Source organism: Paenarthrobacter sp. 10L412, from assembly GCF_056395565.1.
Genome location: NZ_JBFTJT010000004.1, coordinates 61,215 through 74,151, shown reverse-complemented (window position 1 = coordinate 74,151; position 12,937 = coordinate 61,215). Strand labels below are relative to the sequence as shown.

The window sequence follows — 12,937 nt, the reverse complement described above, 5'->3', positions numbered from 1 at the left end:
GCCATGAAGATCCTTATCAGCAACGCCACCCTGGTGGATGGAACCGGAGCGGACCGCCGCCCCGCGGACGTCCTGCTGGACGGTGCCGTGATTGCCGCCGTCGTCGACGCCGGTTCCCTCACCGCAGCGTCAACCGGCGCGGACCGCGTTATCGATGCCACTGGCTTGGTCCTGAGTCCTGGGTTCATCGATATGCACGCGCATTCTGACCTGCAACTGCTTGTTAACCGGCAGCACTACGCGAAGCTCAGCCAGGGCGTCACCACGGAACTTTTGGGCCAGGACGGCCTGTCCTACGCACCAGTGGATGATGCCACGCTCGCCGGTGTCCGGGAGAAGATCGCTGGTTGGAACGATAACCCGGCGGACTTCGACTGGAACTGGCGGACCGTGGGGGAGTACCTGGACCGGCTGGATACCGAGGTCACCGATGCGGACGGCACCACAGGCCGCATCGCCACCAATGCCGCCTACCTCGTTCCGCAGGGAACCGTCCGCGCCATGGTGATGGGCTTCGCAGAAGGTGATCCCACCCCGCAGCAACAGCAGCAGATGCAAGACGTGATCCGCACGGCGATGGAGGAGGGCGCCGTCGGAATGTCCTCCGGCCTGACCTACACCCCGGGCATGTACGCGCAGACCGAAGAACTCGCGGGCCTCTGCAGGACCGTGGGCGAGCTGGGCGGCTTCTATGCACCGCACCACCGTTCCTACGGCAAGGGCGCACTGGATGCCTACGCGGAGATGATCGGCCTGAGCCGGGACACAGGATGCGCCCTGCACCTCTCCCACGCCACCATGAACTTCGCGGAGAACAAGGGCCGGGCCGGCGAACTCCTGGAGCTCATCGATAACGCGTTGGATGACGGCGTCGACATCACCCTGGACACCTACCCCTACCTCCCCGGTGCCACCACGCTCTCCGCGATCCTTCCCAGCTGGGCATCGTCCGGAGGCACCGAAGCGACGCTTGCCCGCCTGGCGGATGCCGACACCCGCGCCCGCATCCGGGAAGCCGTGGAGATCTACGGATCCGACGGCTGCCACGGAGTAGTTGCCGAGTGGGACACCCTTGAAATCAGCGGCGTCCAGAACCCGGCGCTCGCGGGACTCGTGGGCAAAACCATCAAGGACATCGCTGCCGAGAGCAACGAGGAGCCGTTCGATGTCTTCGCCCGCATCCTCACCGAAGACCGCCTCGGCACCGGCATCCTGCAGCACGTGGGGCACGAGGAAAACGTCCAGGCCATCATGAAACACCGCACGCACACCGGCGGCAGCGACGGCCTCCTGGTCGGCGCCAAGCCGCACCCCCGAGCCTGGGGAACCTTCCCGCGCTACCTCGGCCACTACTCCCGCGACCTCGGATTGCTCAGCCTCGAGGAAACCGTCCATCACCTGAGTGGGCGTCCGGCCGCACGAGTCAAGCTCCACAAAAGGGGGCTGGTTCGCGAAGGCTACGCGGCCGACGTCGTGCTCTTCGACCCGGAGACCATCCGCGACGAAGCCACTTTTGAGAATCCCCGCCAAGCCGCCAGCGGCATCCATTACGTCTTCGTCAACGGCGCAGCAGCGATCGACGGCGGCCGGCCCACCGGTGCCCGCGCCGGCCGTGCCCTGCGTCGAAGCAGTGACGGACTCACCCGAGAAGGAAAGAAGCACCACCCATGACTCCTGAAGAATTCATCCAGCAGCTTGAAGCCGACCGCACCCTGGCCGTGGTCCGCGCTCCGTCCATCACGGACGCCGCGGATCTCTGCCGGGCATTGGCCGACGGCGGTATCCGCAGCGTGGAACTGACGTTCACCACCCCGGATGCGCTCAAGCACGTCAAGCGCGCGGCAGAGACCGCCGCAGACCATGGTGCCGCCGTCGGAATTGGTACGGTCCTGACCGCAGACCAAGCCCGCGCAGCGATCGACGCCGGGGCCAAGTTCCTGGTGACGCCTGGCATTCGGCCCGAGGTCGCAGCAGTCGCTGTGGCCGCCGGCATACCCTTCAGCCTTGGCGCCATGACGCCCACCGAAGTGGCGCAGGCACTTGACCTGGGGTCCGGCGTCGTCAAGATTTTCCCTGCCCGGCAACTCGGCCCGGCGTACCTGAAGGACCTGCAGGGCCCCTACCCGGGCATCCGCCTGTTGCCTTCGGGAGGCATCGACGCTTCCAACGCAAAGAGCTACCTCGACGCCGGTGCTGCCGCAGTCTGCTGCGGCACCAGCGTGGTCCCGCCCGCAGCAGTCGCTGCAGGCAACTGGGCAGACATCGCGGCCCGTGCCGCCGCGTTTACCGGCACCCTCAAGTAGGACTCACCCAGAAAGAAACCCCCATGAATGAATTCCTCGAATGGCTGCGGCACGACACCGCCGGCCTGCTCCTCCTGGCAGGCGCGGGCATCGCCCTCCTGCTGTTCCTGATCATCAAGGTCAAGCTCGAACCGTTCATCGCCCTGGTGGGAACCGGCGTGATCGTGGCTTTGGTGGGTGGGGTCTCGGTTGAAGCGTTGGTCGGCTCGGCCACCAAGAGCAGCGACGCCCTGATTGAGAAGGGCTTCGCCGGCATCCTTGGCCACATCACCGTGATCATCGGCCTCGGTACAGTGCTGGGTGCCATCCTCGAACGCTCTGGTGGCGCGGAAGTGCTGCTCGGCAGGCTCGTGAAGATCTTCGGCGAAAAGGGCACCCCGCTCGCCATGGGTATCACCGGCTTCGTGCTGGGTATCCCGGTGTTCTTCGATATCGGCATCTTCGTCCTGGCGCCGTTGGTTTATGTCGCCGCAATTCGCGGTGGCAAGTCGCTGGCACTGTACGCACTTCCGTTGCTGGCCGGCCTCTCCGTGACACACGCCTTCCTGCCACCGCACCCCGGTCCCGTTGCTGCCGCCGGCCTTTTCCATGTTGACCTTGGCTGGATCATCCTCATGGGCCTCATCTGCGGTATCCCGGCCTGGTTTGCTTCCGGTATTTTGTGGGGCACGTGGATCGGCAAGCGTGTGATGGTTACCGTGCCCGAGGACCGCATCGTTCCCGAGGCCGAGGAAGCCCGCGGCCACGAGCCGTCCATCGGACTGGTGCTGTTGGCCATCGGCCTGCCCATGATCCTCATCCTCGGTGGTACCTTCGGCAACATCTTTGCTCCTCCCGGTGCTTTCCGGGACATACTCCAGTTCTTCGGCAACCCGGCCATCGCGCTGACCGTCGCCGTGCTGCTGGCCATGTGGCTCCTGGGCATCCGACGCGGCATGAGCTCCGCCGAACTCAGCGAAATCACGGGTTCATCGCTTCGTCCCGTGGGCATGATCCTGCTGGTTGTTGGCGCCGGTGCCTTCTTCGGCGCAGTTCTCTCGGCCACCGGTGTGGGCAAGGCTGTGGCGGACTCGCTGGCTCAGGCCGGCCTACCAATCATCCTCTCCGCCTTCGTAATCAGCGCGGGCATGCGCATTGCGCAGGGCTCGGCAACCGTGGCGATCGTAACCACCGGTGGCATTCTGGCCCCAAGCCTGGCCTCCGGTTACTCCCAGCCTCAGCTCGCCCTGATCGTGGTGGCCATCTCCTCCGGCTCCATCATTGCCAGCCACGTCAACGATGGCGGCTTCTGGATCATCTCCAAGTACTTCAACATGTCCGTCAAGGACACCCTGAAGACCTGGACCGTTCTGGAGACAGTGTTGTCCATTGTGGGCTTCGCAATGGCGGCGCTGCTGTACACGTTCGTGAGGTAGCTGAGAGCAGGTTAAACAAAGAGCTCCGGAGTGCGTTATTGGGGGATACGCACTCCGGAGCGGTCTTTGAGCAGGTGCTTTCGCCGTCCTGCAGTAATCACTCTACGTTGGGCGGCACGGCATTGCCACCACCTCGAATAAGTACTTTCGCTTTAGTTTTTACGGGCAGCTTCCTGGGGCTTTTTCTGCGGCACAATCAGCACGGGCCGGCGTTGGTGGTGGCTCAACCATGCCGCCACAGAGCCGTTCAAAGCCTCGGAAATGCGGTGTCCCAAGCCAGGTTCCGGCGTTCCGACAATGATCATCGAGGCGTGGATGTCCTCGGCGAGTCGGCCGAGGGCTCGTGCGGGGTCTCCAGCGAGCAACCGCAGAGTCCAGTCCGCCGAGCCACCATCCATGGCATCGCCGATGAGCTTGCCCAAATCACTGCGAACAGCTGCGACGTCCTCGTCATCCTTCTCCGGATGAAGCGACATTCGGTGTGTCTCCCGCGCCGGGTCCCATTCCACGAGGTAGCTGGCCTCGTCCACGTACGCACAAACCAGCGGCACGCCGAGTTGCTCAGCCAGCGTCCGGGCCGTTTGCAGCACCTCCACGTGCTGGTCGGGCAAGACGCCGACAACCAAAGGAATCCTTCCGCTGAAATTCTCCGCAGCCATACCTTATTGTTGCGCCGCGAGGTGTCCTTGAACAGGCTGTCTGCCCACCAAACCAGGTCGCAGATGAGCGCGTTTTGAGGGCTCAGAACGCGCTCATCTGCGACCTAGTTGGGCTGGGGCGGTTTGTTCCACGTCAGCCGCACCTTGAAGTTGGACGCAGTGCTGGCTGATGCAATGAAAGCCCCGGCCTCCGCGTGGAGGTCTATGCCGAACTCCACGCTGACCTCGTCAGGCCGGTTCTCCAAGCTCAGCAGCTCATCGATCACGCCCTGGACTGCGGGTCGAACATGCTCCAAGGCCCGCTGGAACGTCTGCTGGGCCCTCGCGAAGACGCCGGAATGATCCCCCGCATGATCGCCACCCCGGGTCACGATGCTCCCGGCTGTGCTCGCGACCTCCACAACTACCGTGCCGCCGTCGTCGGTGGTGAACTCAACCAGCCGGCTCATGGCGACGTTCCCGCCTTGGCAGCAGGCCCCGCTTCAGTCGCCGGCCGAAGCCGCCGTGCCATCACGACGAACACAACGCCCACCGCGCAAAGAAGCATCAGATGCAGCAGCAACGGCAGCGCCTGCGACATGTACCAGCTCTCCATGAACACGCCTTTCCCTTGGATCCAGATGATCGGTTGCAACACGGTGGGCAGCAGGAGGAGCCACGCAAACGTTCGCCTGGCCGGGTCCTTCAGAGCCAGGATGCCCGCCCAAAGTCCGAAGGCGGCCAGGATAAAACTGGCCACGACGGCGCTCACTTCCACCGTGTAGTTCAAGCCGGCGAGCCCAAAGATCGCCGCGGAAAGCACGACGCCGGTCATCGCAACACGCGCTGGTACGGTCCGTTCAGGCAGCCCGGCCACCATGAGCAGCAGATAACCGAGTGGTGCCAGCAGGCCGTACAGGATCCGGAGCACGATGTCGCCGCCGCTGTCCTGCCAGTAGGTCTCGTCGAACCACATGAAGAACACCACGGTGGACGCCCCCAAGCCGCCCGCCACCGCCAAGGCCGCACCGCCCCACGCGAGCGGTGTCCAAGCGAGTGCTGGTTGCGGCGGTTTCGCGGATGGAGTGCTCGACGCCGGCGCTTGGGTGGGTGGCGGGGCTTTGGTAGGTGCCGGGATCCGCGTTGCGGGGGTCGCCGTTGGCCGCCGTGACTCTGCGGGCAGGTCCGCAGCCGTGTATGAACCTCTTTCCGGGGAAGGCTGCTTTGCTGGCTCCGGTTCTGGTGGCTTCGCCTTCTCGATCTCAGCCCTCGCCGCACTCGCAAGTCCGTCGGGATCGGCTGCGGTCGGATCGAGCGACGCAAGTTCGGCTGACACATCCACCACGGCTCCCCATGAGCCCAAAGACGAGTGGTAGCGCAGTTCGCCCTGGAGGTCGGAGATGCGTTGACGGCGCTCGCAGTCCTGCCGGCGTTTTGCTGCTTCGGGGAACTCCGGATCTTCCTGCGCCAAGGCAAAGCCGTCCGCCGCGGCCAGCCAATCGCCGGCCTCTTCAGCGGCGAGTGCCTCACGGTAGGTGCGGGACATGTCCAGCCGATGCTGTGCACTCTCCCTTAGCGCCGTGGCGTCACGGTAGCCGGGCTCCAAGGTCAGGAGGTCATCGAACAATTCAACGGCTTGCTCGAAACGCCGTGCCCTTAGCTCCGCGGAGGCCTGGACATAAAGGGCTCGCAATTGGGCTCGCTTCATGGCTTGGTCGGCGTTGGTTTGTGCGGCCCTCGCGGCAGCGCCGTCTGCCGCGCCGGAGCTTCCCGGGGCCTGCAGCGGGACTGACGTTTGCCCGCCCGAGGTGGGGGCCGGCGTCGGGACGGTAGCTTGGCCGGCTTGCCCGCCCAACGTGGGGGCCGGCGTCGAACGTGCTTCCGAAACCGCTGCGCGTGGCGTGCCGCGCAGCGTGAAGAGTTGAGTGGAACCGCCCCGGACGTAGAGGGCCGGAGTGACCCATTCCAGTGTGCCGTCCGGGCTGGCCATGACCGAGATGCGGCCGACGCGTGCTGCCTCGTCCACAGTTCGGCCGTTGGCGATCGCGGCGTAGAAGCCGTGGGCGAAGGCGATGGCCGCGGAGTCGCTGATGGCGAATTGCATTGCCGCGACGGCGCCTATCCCGCTCCTGACCAACGAGGAAGCGGTGCCGGAAAAGAGGTCGGATTGGCCCATCTCACCGGAGGAACACGAGTTCAACACAACGAGCCGCGGGCGTGGTGCGGCAACACTGAGCAGGGCCATGAGCCGCACGGCGCGGACCATTGCGGCCCTGCCGTCCGGTCCCACCAGAGCGATCCTGCCTTCATCGGTCCGGGAATCGTAATCGCCGTGGCCCACAAAATGGACCACATGCCACGGGCCGGCAAGCAGCATGGACTGAACGTCGTCCCAGGTTCCGCTCCTGGACCACACCAGTTCCACGCGTCCCTCGGCTACAGGACCGGCCAACGCCCTGCTCAGGTGGTCCTTCTCGGCATCGACATCGAGGGTAGGAAGGTCCCTGGGCGAAGCGACGATGCCCAGGATCCGCAGCGGGGGAGCCACGTCCAAGGGATTCTGGTTGTAGTCGGGGGCCGGGATGTGCCGTAACAGTGGTTCTGTTTGGCACAGGTACGTCTCGGTTTCGGGGTCGAAGAGGGTCTCCCACGGCATGGTAGCCAATTCCGGGGCGGCCAGCCGCAAGACCACCCTGAGTTGCTGGCCAGCGTGTTGGGCCGCGCCAAGGCTGGCCCGGTACGTGCCGTAGACCTCGCGGGTGAACAAAGCCTGGAACAACTGCTGGCCAACTTCGCGGACTGCCATCTCGGCCACCGGCATGGTGCGGCGGGCAGCCACCGCGGAGGCAAGAACGGTGGCTTCAAGTTGTGGCAGCCGGTCCAGGATGCCGTCAACGTCCAACGTGAACATCCCCGAAGCGTGGCCTCCCGCCGGAGCACGGACCACGTGCACCGTGTATTCGCCGCGTGCAGAGCCGGTATCGATCTCCAGCTCGATGTCACAGTCCATCGCGGATCCCTTGTGCGAGTGGGCGTCGGCACGGGTTCTTGAAACTGTGCGCCAGCGTCCTAGGTACAGATTGGCCCTTCGCCCGATTCCCCACAAGACCCTGGTAGCGGGGGCGCCTGCGTAGCGACTCTTGGGGGACGGCAGCCCTTGTAGACGACCCGGCCCCGGCCTACGGTTAATCCGAAGGAAGGTGGTCTGCGATGGAAATCTTCATGTGGTGGCTGGACCTGCACTTGGACAGCAAGGAGTGGCTACGCGAAAACCTGCGTGCCGAGGAACTCCCGTTGCAGGTCTTGCAGCATATTGCCGAGGCTGGCGGTCCTCATCCAGACAAGGTCAGTGGGGTGCTGACGTTGCAGGATTGGGACTTCATTGAGACGCAGTCGGAGTTCGTGGACTAAGGCAGGGCCTGCTCCGTTTACTTCTGCTCCAGAGGTTGTTCGTGGAGAGCATTCTGGAATTGACTGACCATTTCCTGGCGGAAGGCATCGAAGTCTCCGGCCAGAGCCAGCTCAGCCAATTTCTCGTGCTCAACAGCGATATCGTGCAGGTCGCTATAGGTACGGTGATCGACCGCCAGGTAGAGACGCAACTTGTTCTCCCACCCGTTCCACATATTTTGCAGGGCGGTGTTCCCCGAAAATTCGTAGAAGAGCCTGTGGAAACGAAGGTGGGCGTCGATGCTGGCGGGGATGTCGTTGGTGTCGGTTGCCCGGTAAAGTTCCTCGATGGTTTGCTTGAGCCGGAGCCGCTCGGGACCTCGCAGGGTGGGGGCTGAGAGCTCGGCAGCATAGGTCTCGACGAGTACCCGGATCGACGCGATTTCTGCGACGTCACGAGCGCTGACTTCTACAACGAAGGATCCCCGGAAGGGGACCTTGACCACCAGCCCTTCTTCCTCGAGCTTGGTCAGCGCCTCACGCAGCGGAGATCGACTGATACCGAGGTCTGCGGCGATATGTGTCTCGCGCAGTTGTTCCCCAGGAGGCACAGTTCCGTTCAGGATGGCGGTGCGGAGCACACGGTAGACACCGTCCGGCGTCGTCATCCGCTGTTCCTGCCACGTGAACTTGCGGTCCATGTTCCGCCTCCCTTGTCGATTGTCGATTATACCGGGGCTAGCTCGTCCTGAACCGTTCCGGGCGCACGAATTCCAGGCCATCGAGTGATTGTTTGCCGAGCGCCTCGTACGCGGCGATGTGGCCGAAGCCCGTGGCGTTTTTGAACCCGCCACCGGAGAAGCCTGTGGCGCAGTAGATCCTGCTCGACTCGCCGAGCCAGCCCAAGAGGGGATTCCGGTCCTCCGTGTAGAGGTCAGGGAAGGCGTCGGAGCGGACGATGCTGGGAACCAGGCCGGGGAGGAATTCGCTGACGGTTTCCAAGGTGTCGGCAATTTCGGCTGTTGTGAGTTCCCTGGGGAAAGCATCGGGGTCCATCGTCACCGTGCCCCGGCCGTCGAGGGTGGCTTTGACGGTAACGCCGTCCACCGCAGGAGCTCCGTACATGGAGCGGTCCTCGTACATCCGGCTGAAAGTGGGGAACTTCTCCGGGGTGAACTGGGCTGCGTCGCGGGCAACGAACCAGCTCAGGAAAACCCTGCGGGTTTCCGTGTGCGCCTTCAGGTAATCGGGCATGAGCCGCTGGGACCAACCCCCTGAGGCGACGATGACGTTCTCGAAGGTCCAGGAAGTGTCCCCGGAGGTGACGACAACGCCGTCGTTGGTTTCCCGTATGCCGGTAACAGGAGTGTTGTTAAGGGCCGTTGCGCCGTTGGCTTGTGCAGCGGCAATGGCTGCCGTTACTGCCCGGTCGGTCCGTAGGACCCCGGCGTTGGGGTCGAACACGGCGGAGTCGTCAGCCCGGAGGTTGTGCTGCGGGTAGCGTTCGGCCATTTCCTCACGGTTCAGGATCTGGTGTGCAGCCCCATTGGTCCGGGCAGTCTCCAGGACGCTGCGGAGGTAGGACCCGTCGGTGGTGCCGATGGAAAGTCCACCACAGCGGGTGAGGATGTCCTGTCCGGTTTCTGCCTCGAGTTCCGCCCAGAGATCCCGGGAGCGTTCCAGGATGGCGTAGTGCGCCGGGATGCCGCGGTAGATCATGCGGAACAGCCGGGTGTCCCCGCCTACCGCGCTGCGCCCATGGGCCGGGGTGTGTGCTTCGAAACCGACCACGGAACCGGAAAGGCGGGAGGCCTGCCAGAGTGCCATGCTTCCGATGCTGCCCAGGCCGATGACGGCGAGTTTTCCGTCCATGCTTAGAGCACCTCGATCTCTTCATTCATGAACAGCGGGGTGTCTGCCGTTTCGCGGGTGAAGCCCTTGCTTCTGTGACTGATGGTTTGCATGTGGGGAGCACGTCTCCTAGTTGAGCTTGGCTTCGGTGATGGCACCGGATTCGAGGCCCCAATTCGAGAGGGACTTCTTGTACTCCGGGCTGTTCAGGACCGACTGGACGGCGGCCTGCAGGGCGGGGGTCAGGGGAGAACCCTTTTTCAGGCCAATCGCCGTCACGTCGCTGGAGCCGACGTTGACCTGGGGGGTCAGGATGGTGAACGATTTGGGCTGCTGCTTCTCGGCCCAGGCGAGGGAGGTTGTGTCGTAGAGGATGCCGTCGATTCGCCTGGACGCCAACTGCGTGAGGGCGTCCTGGACGTTGGGCAGGGTCACGGCGTTGATGGCTGGTTGTCCCTTGGAGGTGCAGGTCTGCTCCGAGACGGCCGGGAGGCGCTTGAGTTGGCCTGTGGAGCCGGCTGTGACGGCAATGTTTTTGCCGCACAGGGTTTCGTTGGTGAGTTTCAACGGATTTCCAGCGCTCACGGCCACTGAGTTGCCGGCTTTGAAGTAGTCGATCATGTCCAGGACCTTCAGCCGCTCCGGCGTTGGTGCCATGGTGGTGACGGTGAAGTCGTAGCGGCCACCGTCAATGCCCGGAATGATCGTGTCGAAGACGGTGTTCTCGAACTTCAGCTTCAGGCCGAGCTTCTTGGCTATCAGGCGGGCAATGTCCGGGTTCAGGCCGATCGGCGTCGAGTTGTCTTCAGCGAGGAACGTCGTCGGCGGGTAGTGCAGGTCCATCGCGACCGTCAGTTCGCCCTTGTCCTTATAGGACGCGGGCAACAGGCTCACAGCCTTTTCGTCAGGCTGGACGCCCTCGGAGATGTCGGCCGTTTTCGGATCTGTTGGGGAGGTGCTCGTTGACCCGCCACAGCCGGTGAGGGCCACCAGCATTGCAAACCCTGCGGCTGCAGCCTGGATCCTGCTTATGGTCTTCATGATGTACCTCCGGGGGCGTTTCAAATGAAGGTTTTTGGATGGTGCGTTATTCGTGAAGTCCGGCGAGCCTGCTGCCGAATCTGGCCAGGAGGGACGTCCTGGTGGAATCCTTGCGCTCTTCCCACTGATCAGCAAGACCGAAAAGCCGGTACATGCCGTGAACACCCAGCCAGCGAATGGGTTCCGGTTCCCATTTCCGTGCGCGGTAGCCAACCCAGGGGAGCGTGGTCCGTTCGGTTTCCCGTTCGAAAGCCATTTCCGCGAGTGTTCGCCCGCCAACGTAGGCGGCTGTAACACCGTGTCCGGCATAGCCGGTGGACGATCCGATTCCGGAGGCCTGGTCCCAACGCACGCCGCCGTTCCAGTCACGGGTAACACCCAGGACTCCGGACCACGCGTGGTCAACTTCGAGGTGGATACCCGGGAAGAAGGACCGAAGCTTTGTGGAGATCAGGTCAACCGTGGACTGTGCTGTGGCTCCGGCGCCGCCTGTACCGGAACCGTAGCGGTAGGGCCTTCCGCGGCCGCCAATGGCGATGCGGCCGTCCGCTGTTCGCTGCGAATAGATGAAAGTGTGTGCGGAATCGCTCAGGCACTGAAGCCCGTTCCAGCCGATCTGCTCCCATGCCTCCTCGGACAGCGGCTTGGTCACGATCATCGAGGAGTTGATCGGTATCAAGGCCCTGCTGCCCAGGAGTTGCCCGGAATAGCCTTCCGTGCAGATGAACTTTTTGGCCGCCGTGACCTGTCCGTTGGCCAAGGTCAGGGTCCTGCCGTCAATACTGTTTATCCGGCTGTTTTCGTAGATCCCCACCCCCATGGACGTCAGGGTGTCCGCGAGGCCATAGACAAGCTTCGCCGGATGAATGCGGGCGCAGGGCTTGTAAAAGAGCCCGCCGTGGACTGTGGAGATGTTGATCTTGCTCTGGAACTCGTCCCGATCGAGCAAGTGGACATCGTCTTCGGTCAACCCATACTTCCAGTCGGCGTCATGCCTGGCTACCAGCCGGCCCAGCCCCGCCTTGGTGTGGGCAGCGACGAGCGCGCCGCCCTTGTGCTGGTCCGCGTCGATACCCTCGGCCTGAAGGATGTTAAGGACGGAGTCGACGCCGGTCACGAACTCCTGCTGCAATGCCCGGCTTGCGTCCAGACCTCCGCTGGATGCGCGGGCGAAGGTGGCCCGGTTTCCCGGGGGCATCGCCGAAAGCCAGCCGCCGTTTCGCCCGGAGGCTCCGTAGCCGATCTGTTCTGCCTCAAAAACCGCGACCTCGAGTGAGGGTTCGAGTTTCTTGGCGAAGTACGCAGCCCAGAGGCCTGTGTAGCCACCGCCTATGATGGCCAGATCCACGGACCCCTGGCCTGCGAAACGCGGGTATGCCGGCCGGTTTTCCGCGAGTCCTGCCATCCAGAAGCCGAGGTCTCCGTTTCGGGGTGTTGCTGTGAGGGCTTTCATCGTTGTCCTACTTTGTGGGGAGTTGGTGAGCCAGTGGAAGGCGGTGCGGTGTTCAGGCGGCCGTGTAGCCGCCGTCGACGGGCAGTACCGCGCCGGTGATGTAGGACGATTCCGGGGACGCCATGAAAAGTATGGCGTCGGCGATTTCTTCGGGAGTGGCCAGGCGTCGGAGCGGGATCTGGCCCTCGCGTTCTGCCCGGTAGGCCTCAGGGTCCTCCCTGCGCCGGAACGATGCCTCGATGACCGGAGTGACGGTCAGTCCTGGCGCGACGACGTTGACGCGGATATTGCGTGAGGCCCACTCGATGGCAGCGCCCTTGGCGAGCATGATGAGGCCGCCTTTGGCTGCGGAGTAAAGGACTTCATCAGGCTTGCCAACCATGCCCAGCCGTGAACTGACCAAGACGAACGAGCCTCCCGTGGCAGGCATCAGCGGTGCAAAATGCTTCATCATCAGGAAGGAGCTGAGGAGGTTGCTGTGGAGCACGTTTTTGGCATCTTCATACGCCATCTCCGTCAGCGGGCCGCTTACCTGCAGGCCATGGTTAAGGACGACGACGTCAACGGTGCCGAATGCTTCGGCGGCCTGGCGGGCGAGGCTTTCGACGAATGCCTCGTCATTGAGATCTCCGGGGACGTACACGTCATCAGGTTGGGCGCTGTCGAGTTGCTCCCTGCGCCCGGTGAGCAGCAGCCGGGCGCCTTCGCGGCGGAAGTGGGAACTCACTGCTTCCCCGATTCCGCTGCTGGCGCCGGTTATGACGGCAGTGGTCTTATCAAGTCTCATGGTGGTCAGTCCTTGTACGGTATGTTTCTTGGATTGCGGGCTGGGGGCCGGACATGCCG

At 63.7% G+C, this 12,937-nt stretch carries 12 protein-coding genes; 4 read left to right on the top strand and 8 right to left on the bottom strand.

Annotated elements, in window-relative coordinates; all coding sequences use genetic code 11:
- The first annotated feature begins 3 nt into the window (after positions 1 to 3).
- The 3 genes from AC1DD7_RS05465 to AC1DD7_RS05455 are packed head-to-tail and all read left to right on the top strand — an operon-like array spanning position 4 to position 3,718.
- A complete protein-coding gene (locus AC1DD7_RS05465) occupies positions 4 to 1,671 on the top strand; it encodes an N-acyl-D-amino-acid deacylase family protein (RefSeq protein ID WP_477514142.1) in 1,668 nt (555 codons plus the stop codon).
- The gene (locus AC1DD7_RS05460; protein WP_431117261.1) at positions 1,668 to 2,303 is read left to right on the top strand and encodes a bifunctional 4-hydroxy-2-oxoglutarate aldolase/2-dehydro-3-deoxy-phosphogluconate aldolase; all 636 of its coding nucleotides are present in this window, start codon (positions 1,668 to 1,670) and stop codon (positions 2,301 to 2,303) included. The genes AC1DD7_RS05465 and AC1DD7_RS05460 overlap by 4 nt, the downstream gene beginning before the upstream one ends.
- Positions 2,304 to 2,326: 23 nt before the next feature.
- Positions 2,327 to 3,718: a GntP family permease gene (locus AC1DD7_RS05455; protein ID WP_442004875.1), complete on the top strand. Its 1,392-nt coding sequence runs from the start codon at positions 2,327 to 2,329 to the stop codon at positions 3,716 to 3,718.
- 152 nt (positions 3,719 to 3,870) lie between these two features.
- Here AC1DD7_RS05455 and AC1DD7_RS05450 read toward each other — a convergent pair whose 3' ends face one another.
- The 3 genes from AC1DD7_RS05450 to AC1DD7_RS05440 all read right to left on the bottom strand — a co-directional run bounded on the left by AC1DD7_RS05450 (position 3,871) and on the right by AC1DD7_RS05440 (position 7,366).
- Complete coding sequence (locus tag AC1DD7_RS05450; protein ID WP_216924592.1) at positions 3,871 to 4,377, bottom strand: universal stress protein; 507 nt, start codon at positions 4,375 to 4,377, stop codon at positions 3,871 to 3,873.
- 104 nt (positions 4,378 to 4,481) lie between these two features.
- The gene (locus AC1DD7_RS05445) at positions 4,482 to 4,826 is read right to left on the bottom strand and encodes a CU044_2847 family protein (RefSeq protein ID WP_431117258.1); all 345 of its coding nucleotides are present in this window, start codon (positions 4,824 to 4,826) and stop codon (positions 4,482 to 4,484) included.
- Complete coding sequence (locus tag AC1DD7_RS05440) at positions 4,823 to 7,366, bottom strand: CHAT domain-containing protein (RefSeq protein WP_477514141.1); 2,544 nt, start codon at positions 7,364 to 7,366, stop codon at positions 4,823 to 4,825. The genes AC1DD7_RS05445 and AC1DD7_RS05440 overlap by 4 nt, the downstream gene beginning before the upstream one ends.
- A gap of 200 nt (positions 7,367 to 7,566) precedes the next feature.
- Between AC1DD7_RS05440 and AC1DD7_RS05435 the strand changes: the two genes are divergently transcribed.
- Positions 7,567 to 7,767 (top strand): hypothetical protein, encoded by a 201-nt coding sequence (locus tag AC1DD7_RS05435; protein WP_431117256.1) that lies wholly within the window; start codon positions 7,567 to 7,569, stop codon positions 7,765 to 7,767.
- Between the two features lie 17 nt (positions 7,768 to 7,784).
- Here AC1DD7_RS05435 and AC1DD7_RS05430 read toward each other — a convergent pair whose 3' ends face one another.
- From AC1DD7_RS05430 to AC1DD7_RS05410, 5 genes are all read right to left on the bottom strand, one after another.
- Entirely contained in the window at positions 7,785 to 8,447 is a 663-nt protein-coding gene (locus AC1DD7_RS05430; protein WP_442004872.1) for a GntR family transcriptional regulator, read from the bottom strand.
- A 37-nt stretch (positions 8,448 to 8,484) separates the two neighbouring features.
- On the bottom strand, positions 8,485 to 9,618 hold the full coding sequence (locus AC1DD7_RS05425; RefSeq protein ID WP_477514140.1) for an FAD-dependent oxidoreductase: 1,134 nt from the start codon (positions 9,616 to 9,618) through the stop codon (positions 8,485 to 8,487).
- A gap of 108 nt (positions 9,619 to 9,726) precedes the next feature.
- The gene (locus AC1DD7_RS05420) at positions 9,727 to 10,638 is read right to left on the bottom strand and encodes an ABC transporter substrate-binding protein (protein ID WP_477514139.1); all 912 of its coding nucleotides are present in this window, start codon (positions 10,636 to 10,638) and stop codon (positions 9,727 to 9,729) included.
- A 46-nt stretch (positions 10,639 to 10,684) separates the two neighbouring features.
- Positions 10,685 to 12,091: an NAD(P)/FAD-dependent oxidoreductase gene (locus tag AC1DD7_RS05415; RefSeq protein WP_477514138.1), complete on the bottom strand. Its 1,407-nt coding sequence runs from the start codon at positions 12,089 to 12,091 to the stop codon at positions 10,685 to 10,687.
- Positions 12,092 to 12,143: 52 nt separating this feature from the next.
- Positions 12,144 to 12,878, bottom strand: a complete 735-nt coding sequence (locus AC1DD7_RS05410) for an SDR family NAD(P)-dependent oxidoreductase (protein WP_477514137.1) — start codon at positions 12,876 to 12,878, stop codon at positions 12,144 to 12,146.
- Positions 12,879 to 12,937 lie beyond the last annotated feature (59 nt).